The organism is Comamonas serinivorans (assembly GCF_002158865.1).
Lineage (GTDB): Bacteria > Pseudomonadota > Gammaproteobacteria > Burkholderiales > Burkholderiaceae_C > Comamonas_E > Comamonas_E serinivorans.
This window is the reverse complement of the sequence record NZ_CP021455.1, coordinates 908,593-933,671: the sequence shown is the minus strand read 5'-3', so window position 1 is coordinate 933,671 and position 25,079 is coordinate 908,593. Positions and strand designations below refer to the sequence as shown.

The window sequence follows — 25,079 nt, the reverse complement described above, 5'->3', positions numbered from 1 at the left end:
CTGCGCGGCGCGGGGCAAGGTGAGGGTGCGCATGTCAGACGCCCAGGATCAGGGTGGTGTTGCACGAAAAGACCAGGCCCGGCGCGTGACACAGCGCCAGCCTGGCGTCCGGCACCTGGCGCTCGCCGCATTCGCCGCGCAGTTGGCGCACGGCCTCGATGGCCACGAACATGCCGAACATGCCCGGGTGGCCATACGACAGCCCGCCGCCCGATGTGTTGACGGGCAGCCGCCCGCCCGGCGCCAGCGCGCCATCGGCCACGAAGGCCCCGCCCTCGCCGCGCTTGCAGAAACCCAACTCCTCCAACGACTGGATGACGCCGATGGTGAAGTGGTCGTAGATCTGCACCACGTCGATGTCCTCGCGCGTGACGCCGGCCATGGCGAAGGCCGCCTCGGCCGTGGGGGCGACGCCGGTGTCCAGCCAGTCGCCGGTGTTGAACGGCGTGTAGTGGTGCGCGTGCGTTTCGGCCGCGCCCAGCACGTAGACGGGCGGTTGCCGCAGGTCCCTGGCGCGCTCGGCCGAGACCACGACCATGGCGCCGCCGCCATCCGTCACCAGGCAGCAGTCGCGCTGACGCAGCGGCTCGGCCACCAGCGGCGAGGCCATCACCTCGTCGAGGCTGGTCGGCTCGCGCCGGTAGGCCTTGGGGTTGAGCTGCGCCCAGCGCCGCGCGGCCACGGCCACCTCGGCCAGGTCGTGCGGCGTGGTGCCGTAGCGGTGCATGTGCAGCTGCGCCACCATGGCGTAGTAGCCGATGGGGCTCAGGTGGCCATAGGGCAGGATGAACTGGCCGCGCGGCGTGTGCGGCAGGTCGGCCGCCACGGCGCCGCCCTTGCGCGAGCCGTCCGACAGCTGCGTGCTGCCGTAGGTGATGAGCGCCACCTCGCACATGCCGGCCGCAATGGCCGCCATGGCGCGCTGCACGTGCAGCAGGTTGGACATGCCGCCCACGTTGGTGGAATCGACGAAGCGCGGTCGCAAGCCCAGGAACTCGGACACCTGCAGGCTGGAAAAGCGGTCGTCCGTGTGGGCGAACACGCCGTCCACGTCGGCCAGCTTCAACCCCGCGTCGGCCAGGGCCAACAGGGCCGCCTGGCCCTGCAGCTCGAGCGCCGACTTGCCGGGCACCTTGCCCAGGTCGGACTCGGCCACGCCGACGATGGCCACGGAGCGGGACAGCGATGGATTCATGTGCACATCTCTTCTTCAAAACATGTCATGGGTATGGTGCTGACCTCGTTTTCACACGATCGATGGGTGGCACATACCCTTCCAATCGTCACAAACTCCGCGCGATCACCTCGCGCATGATTTCCGACGAGCCGCCATAGATGCGGTTCGGGCGCACGTCGGCATAGGCGCGGGCGATGGGGTATTCGCGCATGTAGCCGTTGCCGCCGAAGAACTGCATCAGGTCGTCGATGGCGCGCGTGGCCTCGCTGGCCCACAGCTTGGCCATGGCCGCGCCGTCGGCCGTGAGCGTGCCCTGCAGGTACTGCGCCAGGCAGCTGTCGACGAAGGCGCGCGTGGCGGCTGCGTGCGTCTTGATGTCGGCCAGGCGAAAGCGGATGTACTGGTTGTCGATCAGCGCGTGGCCGAAGGCCTGGCGCTGCTTCACGTAATCGACGGTCCAGTCCAGTGCCACCTCGAGTGCCACCGTGCAGCGCAGCGCGATCAGCAGGCGCTCGCGGATCAGCCCGCTCATGGCGTAGCCAAAGCCCGCGTTCAGCTCGCCGATCAGCGCGTCGTGCGGCACGAACACCTGGTCGAAGAACAGCTCGGCCGTGTCCTGCGCAAGCTGGCCGATCTTGTCGAGCACGCGACCCACGGCGAAGCCGGGCGTGGTCGTGTCGACCCAGAACAGGCTGATGCCGCGCGCACCCGCCTCGGGGTTGGTCTTGGCGAAGACGATCACGCGGTCGGCATGCGCGCCGTTGGTGATGAAGGTTTTCTGGCCCGTGATCTCGAAGCCGCCCTCGACGGCCTTGGCCGTGGTGCGGATGGCTTTCAGGTCGCTGCCCGCACCGGGCTCGGTCATGGCCAGCGCGCCCACGCATTCGCCGCTGGCCATCTGGGGCAGGAATTCGCGCTTTTGCGCCTCGGAGCCGAATTCGAGCAGGTACGGAGCCACGTTCTCGGAGTGCGTGGTGAAACCCGTCACGCCCGTGGCCAGGGCGCGCGCGATCTCTTCCACCACGATGGCACTGTAGAGGTAGTCACCCCCGCCGCCGCCGTAGGCGTCGGCGATGCTGGGGCACAGCAGCCCGGCCGCGCCCGCGTCGCGCCAGAGCTGGCGCGGCACCCGGCCTTCGCGCTCCCATTCGGCGTGGTGGGGCGTGATGCGGCCTTCGATGAAGCGCGCCACGCTCGCGCGATACAGCTCGTGCTCGGCGCTGAACATGGGGCGTGGCGTATCGGATACAGAAGTCATGGGTATGGGTGGATGTCCGTTCAATTCATCATCAGTTCAGGCGAATACTGCATGGTCATTGCGATTCAGTGCGCGATGCCCACGCCGCCCTCCCAGTACTGGGCCTTCACCAGGCGCTTGAGCAGCTTGCCCGATTCGGCGCGCGGCAACGCCTCCACGAAATCCACGCTGCGCGGGCACTTCAACGGCGAGATGCGCGCGCGGCACCAGGCGATCAGCTCATCGGCCAGTTCGGGCGACGGCTGGTGCGGCGCCTGCAGCTGCACCACGGCCTTCACGGCCTCGCCGAACTCGGCATCGGGCACGCCGATCACGGCCACGTCGAGCACGACTGGGTGCGCCTGCAGCACGTCCTCGGTCTCTTGCGGGTAGATGTTCACGCCGCCCGAGACGATGGTGTTGGCCAGGCGGTCGGTCAAGTACAGATACCCCTCCGCATCCACGTGGCCGATGTCGCCGTAGGTGGCCCAGCCCTGGTCGTTGTAGGCCGCGCGGGTCTTCTCGGGGTCGTTGTGGTAGTTGAAGCTCGGGCCGCCGGAGAAGTAGATGACGCCGTTCTCGCCGGGCGGCAGCTCGCGCCCGTCCTCGCCCACGATGTGGATCACACCGACCTCGGCGCGGCCCACCGAGCCCGGGTGCGCCAGCCATTCGTGCGAATCGAGCGAGGTGCGGCCCACCAGCTCGGTGCCGCTGTAGAACTCGTAGAGGATGGGACCCCACCAGTCGATCATCGCGCGCTTGACCGTGGCCGGGCACGGCGCCGCGGCATGCACGGCGTAGCGCAGGCTGGACAGGTCGTACGAGGCCTTCACCTCGTCGGGCAGGCGCAGCATGCGGATGAACATGGTTGGCACGAATTGCCCGTGCGTGACCTGGAACTGGTCGATCGCCTGCAGGGCCAGCTCGGCGTCGAACTTTTCCATCATCACGCAGTGGCCGCCGGCGCGCATCACGGCCATGTTCCAGCGCACGGGGGCCGTGTGGTAGAAGGGCGCGGTCGAGAGGTAGACGGAGCTGGCGTCGAAGTCCTTCCAGTGCGTGCGCGGGTCGCTCTTGCGGGCGAAGTGCTGGCCCGCGTCGGCCAGCGGCTTTTTGATGCCCTTGGGCAGGCCGGTGGTGCCCGACGAGTAACAGAAGTCCATGCCCTCGGGCCGCTCGGGCAGCGTCACCCCATCGGGGTATGGGGCGATCACCGATTCGTATTCATCGAACCCCTCCGCATACCCATCGAGCATCACGCGCCGAACCGGCAGGCTGCGCAGCACGTCGGCGTCCAGCTCGCCGGCCGTGGTGGCTGAACAGAACAGCCACTTGGCGCCGCAGTCGCGCACGATGTGGCCCATCTCGGCGGTCTTCAGGTGGCGGCTGATGGGGGTGTAGTACAGGCCGATGCGGTGCGCGGCCCACAGGATCTCGAAGTAGCGCAGGTGGTTCTCCAGCATCACCGCGATGCCATCGCCCACCTGCAGACCGGCATCGACCATGGCCGCGGCCAGCTGGCGCGACCGCGTGTCCAGCTCGCGCCAGCTCACCGCGCGGCCCGAGGGCACCAGGGTGTAGGCGATGTCGTCGGGACGCTCGCGCGCCCAGTGGTCAAGCGCCGACATGGGCCATCCCCTCCATAGGCGTGTCGTCGGTGGCCAGCGCGGGCCGGATGTCGGCCGTGCCGTGGCTCAGCACCATGCGGCCGCGCTCCTGGGCCCAGACGGCGAACTGCACGCGGGTGTCGTTCCCTTGGCCGTCCGCGCCGCGCCACAGGCGCACCAGCAGGGTGTCGCCCGGCAGCACGGGCGCCGAGAAGCGCGCCGCGATGCCCGCCAGGCGCCGGCCGTCGCCGTCGCAGGCCATGCGCACCAGGGCGCGCGCGGCCATGCCAAAGGTGCACAAGCCATGCAGGATGGGCCGATCGAAGCCCGCGAGCCGGGCTGCGCTGGGCAGCGCGTGGATGGGGTTGCGGTCGCCATTCAGGCGGTAGAGCAGCGCGGCGCTGGGCAGCGTGGGCAGGGCCAGCTCGGCCTGGGGGGCGCGATCGGGCATGGCGGGCAAGGCCTCAGGGGCGGCGTCGCCCGGTTGCTCGGGCGTGGCAAAGCCGCCATCGGCGCGGCAGAACGAGACGTGCTCCACCGTGGCCAGCAGCTGGCCCGTGGCGGCGTCGCTGCTGCGGCGCTCGGTGACGACCAGCGCGCCCTTGCCGGCGCCCTTGTCCACCACGCGGCTCACACGCGTCTGGCTCAACACCTCGGCCTGCGGCGCCAGCGGCGCGTAAAAGCGCATGCGGTGCTCGCCGTGCAGGATCTGCATCCAGTTGATGCCCGTGCCGGGGTCCGTGGCCCAGGCGCCCGGCGCGCCCACGCAGGCCAGCAGCGTGGGCATGACGCGCAGGCCGCCCGGCGCGTCCTCGCACACGTAGCGCAGGTCGGCCTCGTCCAGCGGATCGGCGCCTAGCCCCAAGCTCAGCGCGTAGCGCATGCAGTCGTTCTCGTCGTAGCGGTCGCGCTGGTCGGGGATGACCCAGTTGGTCAGGTGGCGGTAGTCGATGGCCATGCGTGGTGTCTTTCAGCAATGAGCGCCCCCGGTGCCCGGTCAAGGGTGTGCCCCTTGTGCCTGGGCGCGTGTTCGCCAGGCCGAGCGGGCGCGGGGTACAGCTTGGGCGGGGCCCGCAGGGAGTCGCGTCAGGGTTAAACGGGGTCCCAGTTGAAGACTTCGGGCGAGCGCTCCAGCGGCGTGAAGGCACGTTTGAGCGCGGGCATGGCGCGCTCGGCCAGCGACTCGCTGTCCCAGCCCGTGGCGCTGTGGATGGAGGCCACGGGGCGCGGCTGGCTCATCACCAGGATCTCGTTGCCGCGCACCGCCAGGATCTGGCCGCTCACGTCGCTGGCGGCGTCGCTCAGCAGGAACGCCGCCACCGCGGCCACCTGCTCGGGCTTCATGGACTGCATGCGCGCCAGGCGCTGCTTCTCAGCCTCGGTCTCGCTGGGCAGCGTGCCGATCAGGCGGCTCCAGGCAAACGGCGCGATGCAGTTCGAGCGCACCTGAAAGCGCGCCATGTCCAGCGCGATGGACTTGGACAGCGCCGCGATGCCGAGCTTGGCCGCCGCGTAGTTGGCTTGGCCGAAGTTGCCGATCAGGCCCGAGGTGGAGGTCATGTGCACGTAGGCGCCGCGCTCCTGGTCCTTGAAATATGGCGCGGCCGCGCGGCTGACGAAGTAGCTGCCGCTCAGGTGCACGTCGATCACGGCCTGCCATTCCTCGCGGTTCATCTTGTGGAAGATGCGGTCGCGCAGGATGCCGGCGTTGTTCACCACGCCGTCGAGGCGGCCGAACTGGGTGATGGCCGTCTGGATGATGGCGTTCGCGCCCTCGGGCGTGGCCACGCTGTCGGTGTTGGCCACAGCCGTGCCGCCGGCGGCGCGGATCTCACCCGCCACCTGCTGCGCGGGGCCGGCGTTGGCGCCCTCGCCGCTGCCGCTGGCGCCCAGGTCGTTGACCACCACCTGGGCCCCCTGGCTGCCCAGCAGCAGCGCAGTGGCGCGGCCAATGCCGTTGCCGGCGCCCGTGACAACGACGACCTTGCCCGCCATGGGTTGGTCTGTGCTCATGCTCGTCTCCTGATCAATGCCTGAATGGGTATCCATGCCATGCCGTTTGTTGTGAATCGCAAACCGGCTGATACCCCTTGATGGAATACTCTGGCGTCACTGCACCTGGATGTTGCCGGCCTTGATGATCTGGGCCCAGCGTGCCCGCTCGGCGCGCACGAAGGCATCGAAGGTCTGGGTGGAGCCGCCGATCACCTTGCCGCCCTGCGTGGCCACGGTTTTCTGCACATCGGGGTCTTTGAAAGCCTGGTTCAGTGCGGCGTTGAGGGCCTGCACCGTGGCCGGCGGCGTCTTGGCCGACACGAACAGGCCGAGCCAGACCGAGACGTCGAAATCGGGGTAGCCCAGCTCCATCAGCGTGGGGGTGTCGGGCAGCTCGGGGCTGCGCTCGCGCGGCGTCACGGCGATGGCGCGCAGCTTGCCCGAGCGGATCAACGGCAGCGCCGTGATGAGGTTGTCCACCATGTAGTCCACCTGGCCCGCCATCAAGTCCTGCAGCGCCGGCGCGGCGCCTTTGTAGACCACCTCGACGGCGGCGATGCCCGCGCGCTGGTTCAGCATGGCGCCGGCCAGGTGGCCCGACGAGCCACTGGTCGACACGGCCATGGACACGCCCTTGGGGTTGCTGGCCGCGTAGGCCTTCAGCTCGGCCACGTTCTTGACCGGCAGTTTGGGGTTGACCACCACCACGTTGGGCATGGCCAGCACGTGGATGACGCCGGCGAGGTCGTCCGGCTTGTAGGGCAGGCTGGCCTGCAGCGTGTAGTTGGCCGCGTTGGGCCCCAGGCTGCCCATCACCAGGGTGTGGCCGTCGGGCTCGGCGCGCAGCATGGCCTGAATGCCCAGAGTGCCACCGGCGCCGGGGTGGTTGTCGACGATGACGGGCTGCTTGACCACCTGCGACAGCGATTTGGCGACCAGGCGACTGGTCTGGTCGAGGATGCCGCCGGGCGAACTGGGCGCCACGATGTGCAGCGGCTTGGTGGCCTGAAACACCGGCTGGGCCCAGCTGGCCGTCGACAGCCACAGCGCGGCCGCGGCCATCCCCAAAGTTTTCAACATGTCGTCTCCTGATCGACCTCGAGGGTCGCTTTTTTGGGCTTGTATCGTCCGCTTAGCGGACATATAAATACGCCTAGCGGTTATTTGAGCCCGAAAAATGGCCCATGTCAACGCTAAACTTGCGGCCATGACGCGCGACGCCATCCCCCGCCTTGGGGGGCATGTGGCCCTTCAGCGGCACCGATTTCCAGCGGTATGGTGCTGAATAGGCCACATGGCAGACGCAAATCGGCAGATACCTCATCAGATTGGAAGCAGATGGCCACACCGGAAAGCGACGGCTTCGTTCGCTCATTTGCGCGCGGCTTGCGCGTCATCGAGGCCATGGGCCACAGCGGGCCCCACACCGTGGCCTCGGTGGCCGTGGCCACGGGCCTGCCGCGCACCGTGGTGCGCCGCATCGCCTTGACGCTGTGCGAACTCGGCTACGCCGCCATCACGCCGGACAAGGGGCTGCGGCTCACGCCCAAGGTGCTGAGCCTGGGCATGACCTACCTGACCTCGCTGCCGTTCTGGGGGCACGCCCAGCGCGTGCTGGAAACCGTCTGCCTGCAGTTGCGCGAGTCCTGCGCGCTGGCGGTGCTGCAGGGCCACGAGGTCGTGTACGTGCTGCGCATCCCGTCGGCCAAGGTGATGTCGCCTCGGCTGGGCATGGGCAGCCACCTGCCCATCCACGCCACCTCGCCGGGTCGCGTGCTGCTGGCCCACCAGAGCCCGGCGTTCCGCGACGCCTACTTTGCGCAGGCCGACCTGCGCGCCCTCACCCCGCTGACGCTGACCGACCGCGCGGCCCTGACGCAGCAGCTGGAGGCGGTGCAGCGCACGGGCCACGCCTGGGTCGCGGGCGAGTTCGACCTGCAGGTCTGCGGCCTGTCCGTGCCCATCCACGATGAACACCGGCACGTGGTCGCCGCGCTGAGCGCCAACCTGCTGGTGGCCGAGTTCGACCAGGCGCGAGCCGAAAAAGAGGTGCTGCCCGCCTTGAGCGCGGCAGCGCAGCAGCTGTCCGGCCTGGCACCCAGTTTTCTGGCGCCCGCGGTGTGAATCGCCCGGGTGGCGTCGGCATCAGGCTCGGCGTGACCACCGTTCACCCGGAAGCAGTGAAGCAGTGAAGCAGTGAAGCAGTGAAGCAGTGAAGCAGTGAAGCAGTGAAGCAGTGAAGCAGTGAAGCAGTGAAGCAGTGAAGCAGTATGCAGCCATACCGATTGGCATTCAATCGAAACATGGCATATACCCCTCAACGCCATTCATCCACAGGACACACCCACATGGACCACCCCAGCTTCGACCACATCCGCTACGAGCAAGACGACGGCGTGGCCCTCATCACGCTTCACCGGCCCGAACGGCTGAACGCCCTGAACATCGGCCTGATGGCGGATCTGCAAGCGGGTTTGCGCCACGCGCTGGACAACGGACGCACGCGTGCGGTGGTGTTGACCGGCGCCGGACGCGGCTTCTGCGCCGGAGCCGACCTCAGTGCCTCGCGCGCCACCACGGGCGACATCGACGGCGGCATGCGCGACCACTTCAACCCCACGCTGCAGATGGTCAGCGAGTTTCCCCTGCCCCTGATCACCGCCGTGAACGGTCCGGCTGCAGGCGGGGGCTCCAGCCTGGCGCTGGCGGGCGACATGGTGCTGGCGGCCGAGTCCGCCTACTTTCAGCAATCGTTTTCCAACATCGGGCTGGTCCCGGACATGGGCGCGAGCTGGGTGCTGCCGCGCAGCCTGAGCCGATCGCGCGCCAACGCCCTGGCCATGCTCGGCGATCGCCTGTCGGCCCGAGAGGCGGCGGAATGGGGCCTGATCTTGAAGTGCGTGCCCGATGCCGAACTGATGACCGAAGCGCGTGCCCTGGCACAGCGTTTGGCCAGCCGCGCCACCCAGGCCCTGTCGCTGACCAAACGCCTGATGCGGCAGGGTCTGGACAACAGCTTGCGCGATCAGCTGCTGCTGGAGCAGGAGTTCCAGCGCGCCGCCCGGGCCACCGACGACGCGACCGAAGCCCGGCAGGCCTTTCTGGACAAGCGCCCTGCGGTGTTCAAAGGGCGTTGACGGCTGTCACCTTGGCGGGGCCAGCTCTATGCCTCACGCACCGTAGCCAACCAGCTCACGCGGGTCGCCCGCGACCAGGACGAATCGGCGCATCCAGAGACGCGAAGGCCGCCAAACCCTGACAAGGATCGCCTGAGTGAAGCATTGCAGCCCCATGCGCTTTCATTGGCATTCAGCCAAGACGCAGCGATCGGACTGCCCAGTCGTTCCAACACCGGCCTTGCCATAGGCCAGCCAGCCGACAAAAAAGCCACCTTGGCGGTGGCTTTTTGCGGGCTGCTCGACGGTTGAACCCTGTTTCGAAGTGGGGCGAACTACTGTGGAGCAACCTGGCGAGGTTTTGCTACGAAATGCGCAGCACAGAATGCAGCATTGGTGCCTCGGGCCGGAATCGAACCGGCATGCACCTTTTCAGGAAGCGACGGATTTTAAGTCAACCACCCGCGCAACGCAGCACACTCAGACGCAACACAACGCGTTGTTTTTAATGTGTTTTTTGCTATCACTTGTGACTGGATCGCTTTTAATTGTAGTCCTTTGCGTTGCGGGTTACGCACGAATTACACACGCCGCGCGATACACTTGCCCTGTGCCCGGGTGGCGGAATTGGTAGACGCAGCAGACTTAAAATTTGCCAGCTTTCCAGCTGTACGGGTTCGATTCCCGTCCCGGGCACCACCCCGAAGCCTTGGTCCGGTCGGCCTTCACGCAGTACCAATACGCCGCAGGCAAGAACACCTCTGACATCGCGCTGGCGCTGGAGGCCTCGTTCGAGGAGCGCGCCGACACGTTCCGCCTGGGCACCAGATTGGTGATCCAATCAGGCTCAGATAAGCTCAAAAATATTTGAAAATCAATAGCTTGCGACACAAGAAAGGTTCAGCCGGGTTCAAATAGGCTCATATCAGCTCGCAATATTGACGGTACATTTGCGCTTGCCTGCATGGCAGTAGTCCATGCGCCAGTACTTGCCTGATCAGCGATGAGGCCAAGTCCCTCCGCGGTGCACAAGGCATACCCATTGCGCCAGGTCCACAAGTCACCCACTGGGCGGCCCAATGCTGCGCTGAGCTCAACCTGACCTGCTCGGTTTCTCCGAGACATTGATTTCTAGGAAGATGGCTCCCCCGCGATGCACCAGAGCAAGAAGGGCCAGCAGTGGTACTTCGGCATGAAGGCGCACATCGGCGTGGACGCTGAGTCGGGCCTGGTGCACACGGTGCGGGGCACGACAGGCAACGTCAACGACGTGATCGAGGCCAACGCCTTGCCAAGAGCACGGTGCGCTGGCACATTGCCATGCATCCGGGCAAACGCCGGGCGCTGAACCTGGCTGACGAGGTGGACCAGCTCAGTCATCAGATCGAGAAGATCAAGGCCAGCATCCGGGCGAAGGTGGAGCATCCGTTTCGGGTGCTCAAGCGCCAGTTTGGCCATGTGAAGGTGCGCTACCGGGGCTTGGCCAAGAACACGGCGCAGCTGCACACGTTGTTCGCGCTGGCGAACCTGTGGCTGGTGCGTCGCAAACTGATCACTGCGGCGGGATGAGTGCGTGCGCAACAGCGCCAGAACGGCCTCGTTGCGCGATCTCTGGCAGATCGAGGCTGGCTGTATCGCTGCGGCAATTGCTCAACCAGCAACTTCACATGCATCTACCGCGCTTCAAAGCGCTTTGTGCAGACCTTTCTTAGGGAACCTCTGCATAAATCAAGGACGATCTGTTACGAGCGATTCAGCATCAGTGTCGCGGATGGCCCTTCTCATGTAAGCCGTTGATTTTTGGTGCCAGCGGCGGATGGCCGGTTGGATAGCCGGTGGGCTGCCACGTCAGAAGTCGTTTTATGCAGAGGTTCCTTAGGCGAGGCTGTCGAGCAATGCCGGCAGTTTCCAATATTCAAGGAACTGCCAAGTCCCCCCCCCTTCGCCGACAAGACTCAGTCATGCCTCCGCCCGGAATATCATAACGCCATCGAAGAGATATTTCCTTTGGATTTAATCCTCTATAAAAAAATCTCAAAAATTTAATGTCCACATCAGAAGATATCGATGATCTCGGACCGATTCGAATTTTTTCCGAATTCATACCAGTGGGTTTTGGGATTATAATTTTTCTCTCCCCATGGAACAACTCAAATTCAACACCACCCACCGTGGCAACCCACGGGAGTTTATCATATTGAATTTCATAACTTATATCTTGATTATTTGCCATTTTGAACTCAATCAAAAAGCTCTTTTGAACAACAACCACATCTATCGGACACTCCTCTGAAAACGAAATTCCAGGCGAGAGGAGTAACAATGCGGTGATCATTATTTTTATATTCATTTTAATCCCAATACGATCCAGAAAGAACCATAACCAATTGATTGCTTCTGGAAATAATTTCAAAATTAATCCAACCCAAACACCATTCCTCGCGACACATCAGACTAGATCTAAATGACTCCAAACAGAAAATTTGATTCTCCAGTGCTCTAATTTCAGCATCTTTAATGAAGCTCGATGTCTTGACACTTTTCCCATTTTCACCATAGTAACCTATGGCGACATTATTAAGTCCTTTACATATTTTTGAATCGAAGCGGATGGCATCTTTTCGATGAGTATCTTCATGAACACGCAAACAGGTCTCAATCGCTGGACATTCTCCTCCTCGACTTACAGGAACAATATACAACTCAAGAATTTCATTGACGCAATATATAGTATTTACTCGTCCTGTTGGGGGGCCACCAGTCGGCCCCCAGCCACCCGCCTGAAGACCATTCATATCAAAATAAAAAATTGGATTCAGGTGAGCGTAATTGTAAATATTCACCCCATCACTCAAACCAATCGGATCAGATTGGATGTACCGCCCCACACCCGGCCTGTAATCCCTGAAGAAGTTGTAATGGCTCTGCGACTCCTCATCCCAGTACTGGCCCGGGAACCTCAGGTTCATCGTAATGGCACTCTGGTTTTGCAACACACCTGCCGCCCCAAACGCCTCTGACACCGCCTTCCAGCTGGTCTTGCCGTCTTTGTCGGTGGACAGCATGGGCGTGCCCAGGTGATCGGTGTGCAAATGATGAAACTGGGTTTGTGCATCCGTCAAGCTGCCGCCCTGCACTTTGGCTTGCCAAATGGGGTCTGTGCTCCACAGGCCTTGTTGGGCTGCTTTGGGGTTGAAGCCATAGGCGCTGGTCATCTGCCCTTGCTCATTGGCCTCGGCCATCAGGCCTTGTTCGCTATAGATAAAGTAGGTGTTTGTGGTTGTGCTGCCTTCGGTGACGCGCTTGGCAATGCGTCTGCCAAAGGGGTCATAACGGTAGGCGGCTTGCACGCTGGGTGTGGCCTGGCCTTGGGGGGTGTTGGTGTATTGGGTCAGGCGCTCGGCTGCGTTGTAGCCGTAGGTTTGGGTTGTCTGGCTGTTGGTTTCTTTATGGGTGTGGCCTTGGGCGGTGTAGGCGACCCGAGTATCTAGGGCTGTCAAAGTGCTAAAGGGCGTGGTCTTGGGGTACTGGGTGAGTTGGTTGTCTGCGTTGTAGACCCAGGTGCCCGCTTGGTGGCTGCTTGCGATGCGGTTGCCCACGGCGTCGTAGTTGTAGCTTTCCTGGGGCAGGTTCATGGCTTGCAAGGCAGTATCTGGGCTGGCCTCGGTGAGACGGTCGAGCTGGTCATAGCCATAGCTGGTCTTGCCCAGGTCGGTATCGATTTGGGTGATGTTGCCAGCTTGATCGTACTGGTAGAGCCGAGAGGCCAGAGTTTGGCCAGCCTGGTTCTTGACGTGGATGCTGGTGGGGCGTTGCAGCACGTCGTAGCTGATGGTTTTGGTGGCCCCAGGGGTGCTGATCTGGCCGGGAACCATCCATTGGTAGTTGCCATAGGTCATGGCGCTGCCGTTGGGCAGGGTGACTTGGCTGAGTTGGCCCTTGTTGTAGCTGTAGCTCTGAGTGCTGCCGCCTGGGTAGGTGTGGCTTAGCAGTTGGCCGTCTGGATTGAAGCTTTGGCCGATTTGGAAGCCGAGGGTGCCGCTGCCATCGGTCTTGCCGTATTGGATGCTGCTGGCCGCTGTGCGGCCTTGGGCGTCTTGGGTGTAGGTGGCTGCGCTGATGAGTTGACCTGCTCCATCCTTTTGCTCGTAGGCGGTGAGTTGGCCATCGGCATCATGGGTGTAGGTGATGCTTTGGTCTGTGGTGCCGTTCAGCTTGTGCACCTCTGCGGTCATGCGCCCAGCCGCGTTGTAGCTGTAGGCACGGGTGTTGCCCCCAGCATCGGTTCTGAGGATGAGTTGGCCTGCGGCGTCGTGGCTATAGCGAATGGCACCGCCTAGGGGGCGGGTTTCTTGGGTGAGGAGCCCAGCTTTGTCATAGGCGAAGGCGTGGCGGTTGCCTTTGGCGTCGGTGAGGGCGCTGAGCTTGTCTTGGGCGTCCCAGCTTTGTTGAGTTTGGCCACCAACAGGGTCGGTGGTTTGGGTCAGACGGCCCAGGCCGTCGTATTGGCTGAGGGTGGTTTTGCCAGCAGGGTCGCTGCTGCTGATGCGCTGGCCTGCGGCATCAAAAGCTTGGTGTTGGGTCAGGGTGGTGGCACCAAGCTGGCGGTTGATGACGGTTTGGCGCCCACGCTGGTCGTAACCATTCGTTTCCTTGTAGGTCGGGTAGTTGACGGCGGTGAACAGGCCCGCCAAGGCGGTGCCTTTGGCACCGTATTCGTAAGTGCTGGCGTTGCCTGCTGGGTCGGTGGTTTTGACCAAGCGTCCTTGGGTGTCGTATTCGCTGGTGCTTTTGAGGCCGCCGGGACTGGTGGTTTGGGTGGGACGGCCAGCGGCGTCGTACTGAATACGAGTGCCCTGCCCTGCGCTTTGGCCAGGGGCCAGGGTTTCGGTGACGCGCCCAGCTTTGTCGTAGGTGGTGGTTTGAATGCGACCGGCAGCGCTGGTGGCGCGTGTTCTGCGCCCCATGCCGTCGTAGGCGCTGGTGATGGTTTGGTTCAGCGCATTGGCACTGCTGAGCAGGTTACCCTGGGCATCGTAGGTGCGGGTGGTGACGTGCCCCAGGGGGTTGGTGAGGGTGAGCGGCAGACCTCGGGCGTTGTAAGTAGCGCGGGTGCTGTGCCCCAAGCCATTTGTGACTTTGGTGAGGTTGCCTGCGTTGTCGTATTCGAAGGCCTCGGTAATGGCATCGGCCTGCTTGCCATCGCCCGCCCCACGGGTTTTGCTGAGCAGGTTGCCCCATTGGTCATAGGTGTAGAGCGTGGTTCTTTGCTCGGGCAGGCCTTTGGCCTCGACCCATTCGGTGATGTTGCCTTTGCCGTCGTAGGCCCAGGTGCTGAGCACGCCCAGTGCGTTGGTGAAGCTGGTCTTCTGGTTGAAGATGGGATCGTAGGTGGTGGTCTCACTGGCCCCGTCCGGGTAGATGACTTTGAGCGGCAGGCGCGCTGCGTTGTAAACGGTGGTGGTGATCAGGCCCCGGGCGTCTTTAGATCGCTCGGTGTTGGCGTCGATCTTGTCGATGGTGAGGTCCAGCTCACCCAACGTGTTCTGCAGGATTCGCCCACCACTGTCGTAGCGGATGACTTGGTTAGCCCCGCCCGGTAGCTGCATGCTGACCATGTACTCACGCTTGACGCGGTTGTAGTCAATGCGATAGTTGGTGGTGCTGCCAACTTCGTCTTTGAAGCTGGCCACGCGTGCAGTTTTGGGCTGAGTGACTTTGGTGGTGCCGACGCTAGGAATTGCGCCTGAGCCTGCGCTCACTCCCGTGTCTTTGCTGGAGCCTTCACTGCCGCGGGATGAGCCCGCAGTGGCCAAGGTACCGGTCATGCCAGCGTTATCGTTGGGGAAGCTCATGTAGGTGAGCTTGATTTGACCGCCTTCGGGGTCGGTGCGGGTTTCGATGTAGCCGTTGGTGTAGGTGTAGGTCCAGGGGTTGCCGCGCACGTCGGTCACTTTGGTGAGCAGGCCTTTGAGGCCACCACCGCGCACGTCGACCTGGCTTTGCCACTCGTACTGCACACTGCGACCACTGTAGTCGCTGACCTTTTTGGGGAAGCCCGCAGCGTCGTTCTCGATGGTGATCACTTGGCGGTCAAAGTGATCCTTGATGCCCACCAGCCGCCCATTGGCATCGCGCACCATGGTGACTTTGACGCCGTTGCGGTCGGCGTAGCCGAGCATCTTGCCGCTGGCGTTGTAGTCGATGGTGTTACCCGCGCGGTCGTACCACTGCCAGCCAGCGCCGGTGGCTTTGATGAAGTTGTTTTCGTCAAAGGTGTAGACGGAGCCGCCCACGCCGCTGGCTTTGCTGTAGACGCGGTCGGCACGGCCCACGGCCAAGACACCGCCCATGGGGTCGGGTACCAGTACCAAATCGGCCCAGGCGTCGTTGAGGTACCACTTGCCGTAGGTCCAGGTGCGGTTGATGTTGACGTAGCCCCCCATGACTTTGACCACCAGGTCTTGCGTGCTCTCGGTGTAGTCCTGGTTGGGCAGGCTGATCTGACGCGTGGCGCTTTGCGCCAATGCTTCTTGGCTGAGCAGGCCGCACGCCAGCATGGCGCCCATGAGCAGACTGAACAGATCTTTTTTGTTGTGAACACTCATCTTTTTCTTCCTCAATCTATGTTCCGATCACGTTAGGAGCTGGAGCCAAAGCTGGGGCCAGAGCCGCCGCCTCCTCCGCCTCCTCCGCCTCCTCCGCCTCCTCCGCCTCCTCCGCCAGGGCCAGTGCCGGCGCTGCAGTCCGGGCAATCAGGGATGCAGTAGGGCACCAGGGCGACAGGGGCCCCGCTTCCTCCACCGCTACCACCCCATCCCCCACCGTTACCGCATGAGCCCCAAGGGCACTGGGGCGTTGAGATGGAACCTGGCCCACTGGTCCCGCAGGTTGCTCCTGTCACGCGGCTGAAGCTTGAGCACGCACTGCCGCCCCGGGTATCGCCAGCAGCGCAGTCGTATTCATAAGCCACGCAGCTTTGCGTGTGGTAGCTTGAGCAGCTGGCAGCCTTCGCAGCGGCTTGCAACACCACAGCACTGGCGCCGTCTTGGCTCATGCCTTCAACTGCCCCCCGCTGCAGAAACTGGCGCACGGCGTTCTGAATTTGTGGACTGGGCTGATAGCTTGTGCCAAGCAACTTTTCGAGTTGGCGCGCCGGCTCGAGGTTGAGCTGTACGCCGTTCTTGACAGCCTGCAGCGCCGTGATGCGATAGGGGATGACGACCCGCGACTTGGCGGCGAGCTGTTTGGGGAATTCACCAAAGAACTCGTACCGGAAATTGGCATCGCTGGTGGGCAAGGCGAACTTGAGGTTGTCTGCCCGCACGAGACCGTAGTTGGACAAGGTGAGCTCGCCCGTGAACTCCTCCCCTGCTTGCATGGAGGGCAAGTTGATGCTCATGGGCTCCATCAAGACCACAGGCGCAGGCACCTGGGTCTGGAAGGTGGCTTCGAGCACGATGTCATAGACGTCCTGGATGGTGGTCTCGGTCACGCTAAACTCGATGCTGACGAGCTGATAGTCCATGAAGACACGGTCGCTTGCGGTGAGGCCTGCATACACGGTGATGCGACCCGATGCGTCCATGTGGTTGGCGGCGCTGGCACGCCAGCGGTAGTTGCCCGGCGGGATGTTGGTGAACTCGGCCACACCGCTGGCATCGCTGGTGGCGGTGCGGATGTCACCCGTGAGCGCTTCGTTTTGCAAGGTGATGCGCGCACCCGCCAAGCCTTCAATGGGTTGGCCTTGCGCATCGAGGGTGTTGGTGTAGATGTCCACCAGCTTGAGGCGAAGTCCACCCTGCCCGGCTTGCGACACAGCGATGGTGACGGGGACGATCCCCCCGGGGTCGTTGTCTGCACTGATGCGCAACTCAAGCTGGACGTAGCCGTCGGCCACGCTGGCATCCGGACTGGCGTTGATCTGCACAGCCGTGGTGCCACCGATGTCGATGTCACCGATGTCGCTGCTGCTGGCCAGGCGCACCCAGGCGGGGGCTGCGCCACCCCCGCGGGCCAGGAGCTGGGCCTTGGTGTTGAGCGCAGCGGTGTAGCCTTTGTTGGTCAGGGTGATCTTGCCGCTGACTTGCTGGCCTTGTTGCACCCCCAACTCAAGCGCTGTGGGTTCAGGCACCAGGCCAGGGCGGGCGTCATAGAGCTGGTAGTCCAGGCGCAGTTCAGCGCGCGGCTCACTGCCACTTTCGTTGGCGAAGAGCTTCAAGATGATGGTGCCTGTCAGGCCCGCACTGGCACTGCCAGTGAGTTTGATGGTGGTGGGCACGGCCGTTCCGGCGGTGATGTCCACCGGTGCACCCAAGTCCAAGGTGATGCCAGGCGGCAAGCTGCCGGAGGGTTGATCTGCGGGCAAGGCCTTCCAGTGCACACCTGTGGCCCCTGTGCCGGCACTGGCGCGCACGTTGACAACCGCTGGGCTTGCCACAGTGCGGATGGCGTTGAGCTTGTACTGGCTGTACTCAGCTGTGAGGCGGTTGATGGTGAAGCTACCCACCGCAGCGCGCTGGGCATAGGCTGTGTCCGAGGGATGGACGATGTGCACTTCGTAAGTGCCCGCGTCCGTTGCACTGGGTGAGAAGGTGTAGGCGAACTTGCCTTGCGCATCGCCCACGAGGCTGATCTTGCGCTCAAAGCCTTGGACTTTGAGGATCAGGCGCATGCTGGCATTGGGCACAAGCTGCGCAGCGGCATCGTTGGTGACGATTTCGCCGTTGATCTGGACGGGCGTGTTGCCCCAGGACAGGCCTGGGTTGATGGTGACAGCGCGCGCCACATACGGGGCCTCGGGCACCGTGGGGATGATGGTCTTTTGCACCTGCACGCTGCGAGTGACTTCGGCCGATTTGCCCGCCCTGTTGGTGGCTACAGCCTTCAAGATGTAGCTGCCGTCAGCCACCCCACCGATGTCCCAAGTGCCACTCCAGGGTGCTTCGGTGCGGGTGGCGATGGGTTGGCTGCCTGCATACAGCTCGACCTTGGCCACGCCTGCGGCGTCGAGCACGCTGACTTCCACCACGGGGTTGGTGCTCAGGCTGGCATTGGCCGCCGGGCTGACGAAGACCACGGTGGGCACGCTGAGCTTGAGGTTCACGATCAGCGGGTTGGAGTCACCGCTGGTGCCACGCACGGTGCTGGCTGTCGCGTTGATGCGGTGGTTACCTTCTGAAGCGGGCAAGGTAACGCCGGTGCCGAAGCTGCCGGATGCACTGGCAGTGACGGGTGCGCCGGCGGCTGTGCCATCAACAAAGATTTGTATTTTGGCGCCGGGCTCCGCTGTGCCGCCTACATTGATTTGGGTGCTTGCCACCGTGCTGTTGTTGGCTGGCGTGGTGAGCACGGGGGGCTTGGGTGCACTGAGCGCCAAGGTGAAGGGCAAATCCACCGTGGTGGCCACCCCTGCGGCGTCAGTTGCCAGAATCACTAAGCGGTGGCTGCCATTGGTCAATTGGGCGAAGTCGATGAACTGTGTGGCCGTGACCTGGGTTTGGTTGCTGTAAGCCTGGTCGAAGATGGAGACACCATCGACGCTCATTTGCAGGCGAGCCACCTTGGCCGCACTTTGGGCCGTGACGCTCAACTGTCCTGCCTCGGTGAGGGTGGCGTTGGCGACCAAGGGTTGACCGGCAAAGTTGACATCGATCGCAGGACCCTGGTTGAACACGGGCAGGCTGGTCAAGAAGCTGCCGTAATCCACCCCTGCACTCACGCGATTGCCCTGCCCGGCCGGATTGGCCGTGTCGCGTGGGCCCGAGGCATGGCCCCACCAGTTGCCTTGAGCAACCACGGGCGTGTTGGGGTTGAGGTTTTGCACACCGTAATCGGCGTTATCGGAGATGTCGGAAGCCTCGATGCGCGGTGTGGCGGTTTGCTCGGCAAGCAGACCAACGCGGTTGTCGTTGAGCTGCATGTTTTTGAAGCTGGGGCTGCCAGCCCCGATCACACGGATGCCTGCCACGTTGTGCGAGAGGCTCAAGCCAGTGAATTGATAAGCACCGCCTACAAGGTTGAGGACTGCACCACCCTGCAGGTGCCTGGGCAGATCCATTTGCCCCCCACCAAAGCGCATGCTCAGGCCGTTGATGGCGATGGCTGACGGGTTGGTCTGAGGGGCGATGAAGAGGCCCCACCAGTCACCTGCGGCCGCTGTGGCTGCGGTGGGGTTGGTTTGTCCGCCCGTGGCGTCATCGTTTTGGCTGGTGAAACTGACCCGGGCACCCGTGTTCAAGCTGCTGCGCACTTGCATGCCGGCGTCGCTGCCAAACTTGACGATGACGCCATCGTTGATCTTGAGGCTGCCGTCTGCCCAGGCGACACCTGCCCCCAACAAGCCCAAGCCGGTCAAGACGAGCAAGAGGTTGAGCAGGCCTTGACGCATGAGCGCGCGCCATGAGCGCTGAGGGGTGTGCAGCGGAGACAGCGACATGAACCCGGATTTGGATGGTGTGTGCATGTCCGCCTCCTTCAGGGGTTCACGGTGATGGCGGAGCTGGTCACCGGCGTGAAGCCCGGTGCACTGAGCGTGATCTGGGTGCTGCCCACGGCGACACCTGTGAGCGTGGCCACGCCTGAATAAGACTGATTGACAGGCCAGCTGATCGGTGAGGTCATGGTCGCCACCGAAGGGACAGAGCTGGTGGCAGTCACTGACAAGGCGGAGGCAGACACTGGGGCATAGTGCCCCCCAGGAACGCTCACACCCGCTCGTAACGAGACGCTACCTCCTACAGCCAACGATGCAGGCGGGGTGTTGTAGAAGGTCAACTGGGGCGTGACGGTTTCAACGTTGACGGTGCCGGCCGCAAATCCTGCCGCCGTGGCTTCAATTTGCGTGCTGCCCAGATCCACGCCCGTCACGGGCACATAGGCATAACTCTGGTTGGCGGGGATGGTCACCGTCGCGGGCACCGAGCACACGCTGGTGGCCACGCAGCGCAGGTTCACCGCCACCGCCTCCGCACCGCCAGCGGCCACGCCATTGATCAGGCGCTGCACATACAGCTCGTTCGTTTGGGTGACCAAGCCCTTGCCCACACTCACCTTGGTGTAGCTGCTGCTCTCGTAGGCAATCACAAACTTGAATGCCTGCGCCGCCGAGGACACGGTCTGCACCGCCGATTTGGTACTGACGATGTTGGGAATGTCCACCGCCACCTGGTAAGTACCGGCCTGGCTGGGTTGAGCCACATACAAAGCACTGCTCTGGTAGGCGTTCGCCGCAATCACCGCCTGCGTGATCAACGAGCCCCCTGTGCTGGCCGTGTAGATGCCCGTGACCACCCCAGCAGGGTTCTGGTCACTCAAGGAGAGGTTCACGGTCAAAGCCGTTGCGGCCACTTGCTGGTAATGCGCACCAGGTGCTTGCAGACGCACGCGAAAGTCGTCTCGCACACTGGCGGGCGTTCGGGTGTTGTCCAAGTTGGGGAAGCTCACCACAGGCGTGACCGTTTCCGCCTCCACGGTGCCCGCGGCAAATCCCGCAGCAGTGGCTTCAATTTGCGTGCTGCCCAGATCCACACCCGTCACGGGCACATAGGCATAACTCTGGTTGGCGGGGATGGTCACCGTCGCGGGCACCGAGCACACGCTGGTGGCCACGCAGCGCAGGTTCACCGCCACCGCCTCCGCACCGCCAGCGGCCACGCCATTGATCAGGCGCTGCACATACAGCTCGTTCGTTTGGGTGACCAAGCCCTTGCCCACACTCACCTTGGTGTAGCTGCTGCTCTCGTAGGCAATCACAAACTTGAATGCCTGCGCCGCCGAGGACACGGTCTGCACCGCCGATTTGGTACTGACGATGTTGGGAATGTCCACCGCCACCTGGTAAGTACCGGCCTGGCTGGGTTGAGCCACATACAAAGCACTGCTCTGGTAGGCGTTCGCCGCAATCACCGCCTGCGTGATCAACGAGCCCCCTGTGCTGGCCGTGTAGATGCCCGTGACCACCCCAGCAGGGTTCTGGTCACTCAAGGAGAGGTTCACGGTCAAAGCCGTTGCGGCCACTTGCTGGTAATGCGCACCAGGTGCTTGCAGACGCACGCGAAAGTCGTCTCGCACACTGGCGGGCGTTCGGGTGTTGTCCAAGTTGGGGAAGCTCACCACAGGCGTGACCGTTTCCGCCTCCACGGTGCCCGCGGCAAATCCCGCAGCAGTGGCTTCAATTTGCGTGCTGCCCAGATCCACACCCGTCACGGGCACATAGGCATAACTCTGGTTGGCGGGGATGGTCACCGTCGCGGGCACCGAGCACACGCTGGTGGCCACGCAGCGCAGGTTCACCGCCACCGCCTCCGCACCGCCAGCGGCCACGCCATTGATCAGGCGCTGCACATACAGCTCGTTCGTTTGGGTGACCAAGCCCTTGCCCACACTCACCTTGGTGTAGCTGCTGCTCTCGTAGGCAATCACAAACTTGAATGCCTGCGCCGCCGAGGACACGGTCTGCACCGCCGATTTGGTACTGACGATGTTGGGAATGTCCACCGCCACCTGGTAAGTACCGGCCTGGCTGGGTTGAGCCACATACAAAGCACTGCTCTGGTAGGCGTTCGCCGCAATCACCGCCTGCGTGATCAACGAGCCCCCTGTGCTGGCCGTGTAGATGCCCGTGACCACCCCAGCAGGGTTCTGGTCACTCAAGGAGAGGTTCACGGTCAAAGCCGTTGCGGCCACTTGCTGGTAATGCGCACCAGGTGCTTGCAGACGCACGCGAAAGTCGTCTCGCACACTGGCGGGCGTTCGGGTGTTGTCCAAGTTGGGGAAGCTCACCACAGGCGTGACCGTTTCCGCCTCCACGGTGCCCGCGGCAAATCCCGCAGCAGTGGCTTCAATTTGCGTGCTGCCCAGATCCACACCCGTCACGGGCACATAGGCATAACTCTGGTTGGCGGGGATGGTCACCGTCGCGGGCACCGAGCACACGCTGGTGGCCACGCAGCGCAGGTTCACCGCCACCGCCTCCGCACCGCCAGCGGCCACGCCATTGATCAGGCGCTGCACATACAGCTCGTTCGTTTGGGTGACCAAGCCCTTGCCCACACTCACCTTGGTGTAGCTGCTGCTCTCGTAGGCAATCACAAACTTGAACTGGGCTTTGGCCTGAACGGTGACTTCCACAGTTTTGCTCAGCAGCCCATTGGCCGACACCGTCAACGCCGTCTTGCCCGTGGCCACACCCGTGACCGTGATGGGCGACAGGCCATAGATTTGCCCTTCCGGGATTTGCACTTCACTGGGTGCGACTTTGGCAATGCCTGCATCCGCCATGCTCACCTGCAAGGTCACCCCGCCGGCTGGGGCCGGTTTGGACAACACCACACGCCGCGTGAGCGTCTGCTCGATGCTCAGGGTCATGTTGCCATCTGCCTCCAGCGAGATGGCGATGGCATCGACGCGGACCGTGGTCTGACTGCTTTGGTAACCACTGGCGGACACACTGAGCTGTGCAGTGCCCAGGGCGACGCCAGAAACATCGGCACGAACGGTGCTTTGCCCGGCGGGCACGGTGACCGAGACGGGCACGGTGGCAACCGAAGTGGATGACATCTGAAGGTTGATGGTCAATCCACCCGCCGGCGCGGGTTCGGTCAAGGCGATCTGGATCGGGGTCTTGGCACCAGGCGCGACAATGACACTGCTGGGGAGGACCAGGGCTTTGGCGCGTACGGTGACCGTGCTGAGCGCGGAGGCAAAGCCATCGGCTTGTGCACTCAGGCGTGCTACGCCATCGCTCAAACCTGTGACTTCAAAGTCCAGGCTGGTTTTACCGGCGGGCATGCGCAAGTTGGAGGGCGCTTGCAGCACAAGGTTGTCGGAATTGCTGAGCGTGACAGCCAAGCCCTCTGCGGGCGCCGCTTGCGGCAGCATCAGGCTCATGGCGTAGGGCCGATTGACACCGATGGTCGGCGCCACGGGCACGATTTCCATGACGGGCAGGTTCACCACTTCCACTTCGGCAACGGCCATACCCAATTGAGCATGGCTGGCCGTGATGGAAGTCTTGCCAATGATCTGGGCCTGGATTTCGACATCGGCCCCAAGCTGGCCTTGTGCCACCGTGGCGCGTGAAGCCACGCTGGCCACCGAAGGCACGCTGCTGGTCATGTCCACGGCGTAGCCGCCACTGGGGGCTGCGCTGTTCAAGCTCAGGCGCACGAGTGCGACCACACCGGGGCTGAGCTTCAGGCGTGCCGGCTCCAATGCAATGGGCGCAGAACCCACTTCCACCAAGCCATGCTGCACCAGGTAAGGTATGCCCACCAAGCCCCAGATCACTGGGGTGCGGATGGTGCCTGCGGGCACTGCAATGGCGTTCAAGGTGTTGCCCGTGGCACTGAGCCCAGTGCCCAATGGCGATGCAGTCAGGTCGATGCTGATGGCTGGACCACTGTGATGGTTGATGGCCACGTTGTTGAGCACCGGCGATGCCCCTTCGATCACCAAGCCGCTGCCATGCGTGAACTGCGTGTTGTTCAAGATGGTGCGTGCTGCATCGGTGCCCGCTGTGAAGCGCCACTGGCCCCAGTCACCTGGCGCCGGACTGGCAGCTTCGGACTTGACCACGATGGGATTGGCCGCGGTGCCGCTGAACTGCACGGCTCCCTTCTTGAGCGTGAAGCTCGCTTGCGCCGCCATCCGGATCTCGACCCCAGCTGCCACGCTCAGCATGGCATTGCCATCGAGCACCACGTCACCTTGCAAAACGATGGGGGACTGGGCTGCAGACCAGGTGGTGTTGCTGCCGATGACGCCGGTGACCAGGGTTGCTGCATGGACGGGCAAGCACAGAGCGAGAACAGCCAGCAGGCTCAAGCAAATCTGCCAGAGGTGCCGCAGGCTGGCGTGAACCTGAGCCGAAGGGAATGTCAAGGTGGAACAGTTCATGCTACATGCCGCAGATGCGAGGCAGGCTGCGCCCGGCATTGCGTGCCAAAGCGAGCTGTTGCTGGAGGTCGTTGAGGTAAGCGGACATGCCACCTGCCAACCACGTGGCTGGGTGTTGTCCGTCGAGTGCGTCGACTGTCGATGAGCCTGGGTCAGCGCTTGCCTTGCGCCAGGCCTGCATGAGTTGGGATTGCTGAACTTCGGTGGCCGTCACGATGAGCCATTGGCGGGGGGCTTCAATGGGCGTGCGCTGCATCTGAGCGGCCACTTCTTGCCAAAGCGCGCTCGCGGCCTGTTGGGTCATGGGCGACGGTTGAGCCGCGGTCCGGCCCGCGATGCGAATCGCTGGGGCTGTGGGCAGCTGAGCGAGATCCGCCTCACCCAAGCCCACTGCAGCGATCTGCCAGACACCACTGCGAGCTCCGATCCAGGCCTCTTGGGCCGAAACCAAGGCGGTGTCCATTTGCACGCCTGCACCGCGCACCACGGGCTTGCCCGATCGTTCCCAGGCACGGATACCGCCCAACAAGACGTGCACCTGCAAGAATTGCCCAGACTCGCGCAAGGCCACGCACTGGGCGGACAAGACCTTGAGGTCGACATCGTTGCCCAGCAACACCAATGGCAAGCCTTTGAGGAAGGCACGGTCACCCAGATTGGCCAGTGGCACTTGAGGCACGCCTTGCGCGGACAAACGCTGGGTTTGCCCTCGATCGCGTACATCGACCCATTGCACTTGTGCTGTCGCGTTGGCCTGTGTCAAGGACAACCAACACTGCCGCTCAGCCGCTGTGTAACTCACCGCTGGCACACCTGTTGGCACATCACCCAAGGATTCGGATGGCACGTCAAGCGGCAGCGCAGGAGCCTCCATGCCACAAATCAGCGGTTGTCTGTCCTCGGCGTTCACGTTGCCGGAGGCCGCAACGCCTGCTGCTGCAGCCCCCGTGGCTTGTGCCCAAACAAGACCACTCATACAAGCCAGCAGGAGTGCAGTCAAACCCGAAGTCACCCGGGCGTTCAGTGCAGAAGAGAGGTGCACATCACAT

The 25,079-nt window shown here is 63.3% G+C and carries 13 protein-coding genes, 2 tRNA genes and 2 pseudogenes; 5 read left to right on the top strand and 12 right to left on the bottom strand.

Going from position 1 to position 25,079, the window contains the following annotated elements; all coding sequences use genetic code 11:
• Positions 1 to 34: 34 nt before the first annotated feature.
• The 6 genes from CCO03_RS03875 to CCO03_RS03850 form a co-directional block, all read right to left on the bottom strand.
• Complete coding sequence (locus CCO03_RS03875; protein WP_087277499.1) at positions 35 to 1,195, bottom strand: acetyl-CoA acetyltransferase; 1,161 nt, start codon at positions 1,193 to 1,195, stop codon at positions 35 to 37.
• 88 nt (positions 1,196 to 1,283) lie between these two features.
• Positions 1,284 to 2,435 (bottom strand): acyl-CoA dehydrogenase family protein, encoded by a 1,152-nt coding sequence (locus CCO03_RS03870; protein WP_169717450.1) that lies wholly within the window; start codon positions 2,433 to 2,435, stop codon positions 1,284 to 1,286.
• Positions 2,436 to 2,500: 65 nt separating this feature from the next.
• Entirely contained in the window at positions 2,501 to 4,042 is a 1,542-nt protein-coding gene (locus tag CCO03_RS03865; RefSeq protein WP_087277496.1) for an acyl-CoA synthetase, read from the bottom strand.
• Positions 4,029 to 4,979 carry a MaoC/PaaZ C-terminal domain-containing protein gene (locus CCO03_RS03860; protein ID WP_087277493.1) on the bottom strand — a complete coding sequence of 317 codons (951 nt, stop codon included), beginning with the start codon at positions 4,977 to 4,979 and terminating at the stop codon, positions 4,029 to 4,031. The genes CCO03_RS03865 and CCO03_RS03860 overlap by 14 nt, the downstream gene beginning before the upstream one ends.
• 134 nt (positions 4,980 to 5,113) lie before the next feature.
• Positions 5,114 to 6,034 (bottom strand): SDR family oxidoreductase, encoded by a 921-nt coding sequence (locus CCO03_RS03855; protein ID WP_087277490.1) that lies wholly within the window; start codon positions 6,032 to 6,034, stop codon positions 5,114 to 5,116.
• A gap of 96 nt (positions 6,035 to 6,130) precedes the next feature.
• Positions 6,131 to 7,096: a Bug family tripartite tricarboxylate transporter substrate binding protein gene (locus CCO03_RS03850; RefSeq protein WP_087277487.1), complete on the bottom strand. Its 966-nt coding sequence runs from the start codon at positions 7,094 to 7,096 to the stop codon at positions 6,131 to 6,133.
• Positions 7,097 to 7,354: 258 nt separating this feature from the next.
• Here CCO03_RS03850 and CCO03_RS03845 point away from each other — a divergent pair, with 258 nt between their 5' ends.
• On the top strand, positions 7,355 to 8,140 hold the full coding sequence (locus CCO03_RS03845; protein WP_087277484.1) for an IclR family transcriptional regulator domain-containing protein: 786 nt from the start codon (positions 7,355 to 7,357) through the stop codon (positions 8,138 to 8,140).
• Between the two features lie 224 nt (positions 8,141 to 8,364).
• On the top strand, positions 8,365 to 9,153 hold the full coding sequence (locus CCO03_RS03840) for an enoyl-CoA hydratase-related protein (protein WP_087277481.1): 789 nt from the start codon (positions 8,365 to 8,367) through the stop codon (positions 9,151 to 9,153).
• Positions 9,154 to 9,526: 373 nt separating this feature from the next.
• Here the strand turns inward: CCO03_RS03840 and CCO03_RS19465 are convergent.
• Positions 9,527 to 9,594, bottom strand: a tRNA-Phe gene (locus tag CCO03_RS19465).
• A gap of 150 nt (positions 9,595 to 9,744) precedes the next feature.
• Here CCO03_RS19465 and CCO03_RS03835 point away from each other — a divergent pair.
• The 3 genes and pseudogenes from CCO03_RS03835 to CCO03_RS03830 form a co-directional block, all read left to right on the top strand.
• A tRNA-Leu gene (locus CCO03_RS03835) sits at positions 9,745 to 9,831 on the top strand.
• Between the two features lie 4 nt (positions 9,832 to 9,835).
• Positions 9,836 to 9,958 (top strand): annotated as a pseudogene (locus tag CCO03_RS20805) (NYN domain-containing protein); the annotation flags it as partial.
• Between the two features lie 321 nt (positions 9,959 to 10,279).
• Positions 10,280 to 10,701: pseudogene (locus tag CCO03_RS03830) on the top strand (transposase); the annotation flags it as partial.
• A 346-nt stretch (positions 10,702 to 11,047) separates the two neighbouring features.
• Here CCO03_RS03830 and CCO03_RS19460 read toward each other — a convergent pair.
• The 5 genes from CCO03_RS19460 to CCO03_RS19450 all read right to left on the bottom strand — a co-directional run bounded on the left by CCO03_RS19460 (position 11,048) and on the right by CCO03_RS19450 (position 25,072).
• On the bottom strand, positions 11,048 to 11,545 hold the full coding sequence (locus CCO03_RS19460) for a hypothetical protein (RefSeq protein ID WP_157667484.1): 498 nt from the start codon (positions 11,543 to 11,545) through the stop codon (positions 11,048 to 11,050).
• Positions 11,484 to 15,740, bottom strand: coding sequence for an RHS repeat-associated core domain-containing protein (locus CCO03_RS03825; protein WP_087277479.1), 4,257 nt, complete (start codon positions 15,738 to 15,740; stop codon positions 11,484 to 11,486). The genes CCO03_RS19460 and CCO03_RS03825 overlap by 62 nt, the downstream gene beginning before the upstream one ends.
• Positions 15,741 to 15,772: 32 nt before the next feature.
• Entirely contained in the window at positions 15,773 to 19,597 is a 3,825-nt protein-coding gene (locus tag CCO03_RS20580; RefSeq protein ID WP_087277476.1) for an Ig-like domain-containing protein, read from the bottom strand.
• A gap of 11 nt (positions 19,598 to 19,608) precedes the next feature.
• Positions 19,609 to 23,928 (bottom strand): hypothetical protein, encoded by a 4,320-nt coding sequence (locus tag CCO03_RS03815; RefSeq protein WP_087277473.1) that lies wholly within the window; start codon positions 23,926 to 23,928, stop codon positions 19,609 to 19,611.
• 103 nt (positions 23,929 to 24,031) lie between these two features.
• Positions 24,032 to 25,072, bottom strand: a complete 1,041-nt coding sequence (locus CCO03_RS19450; RefSeq protein WP_157667483.1) for a rhodanese-like domain-containing protein — start codon at positions 25,070 to 25,072, stop codon at positions 24,032 to 24,034.
• Positions 25,073 to 25,079: the final 7 nt, after the last annotated feature.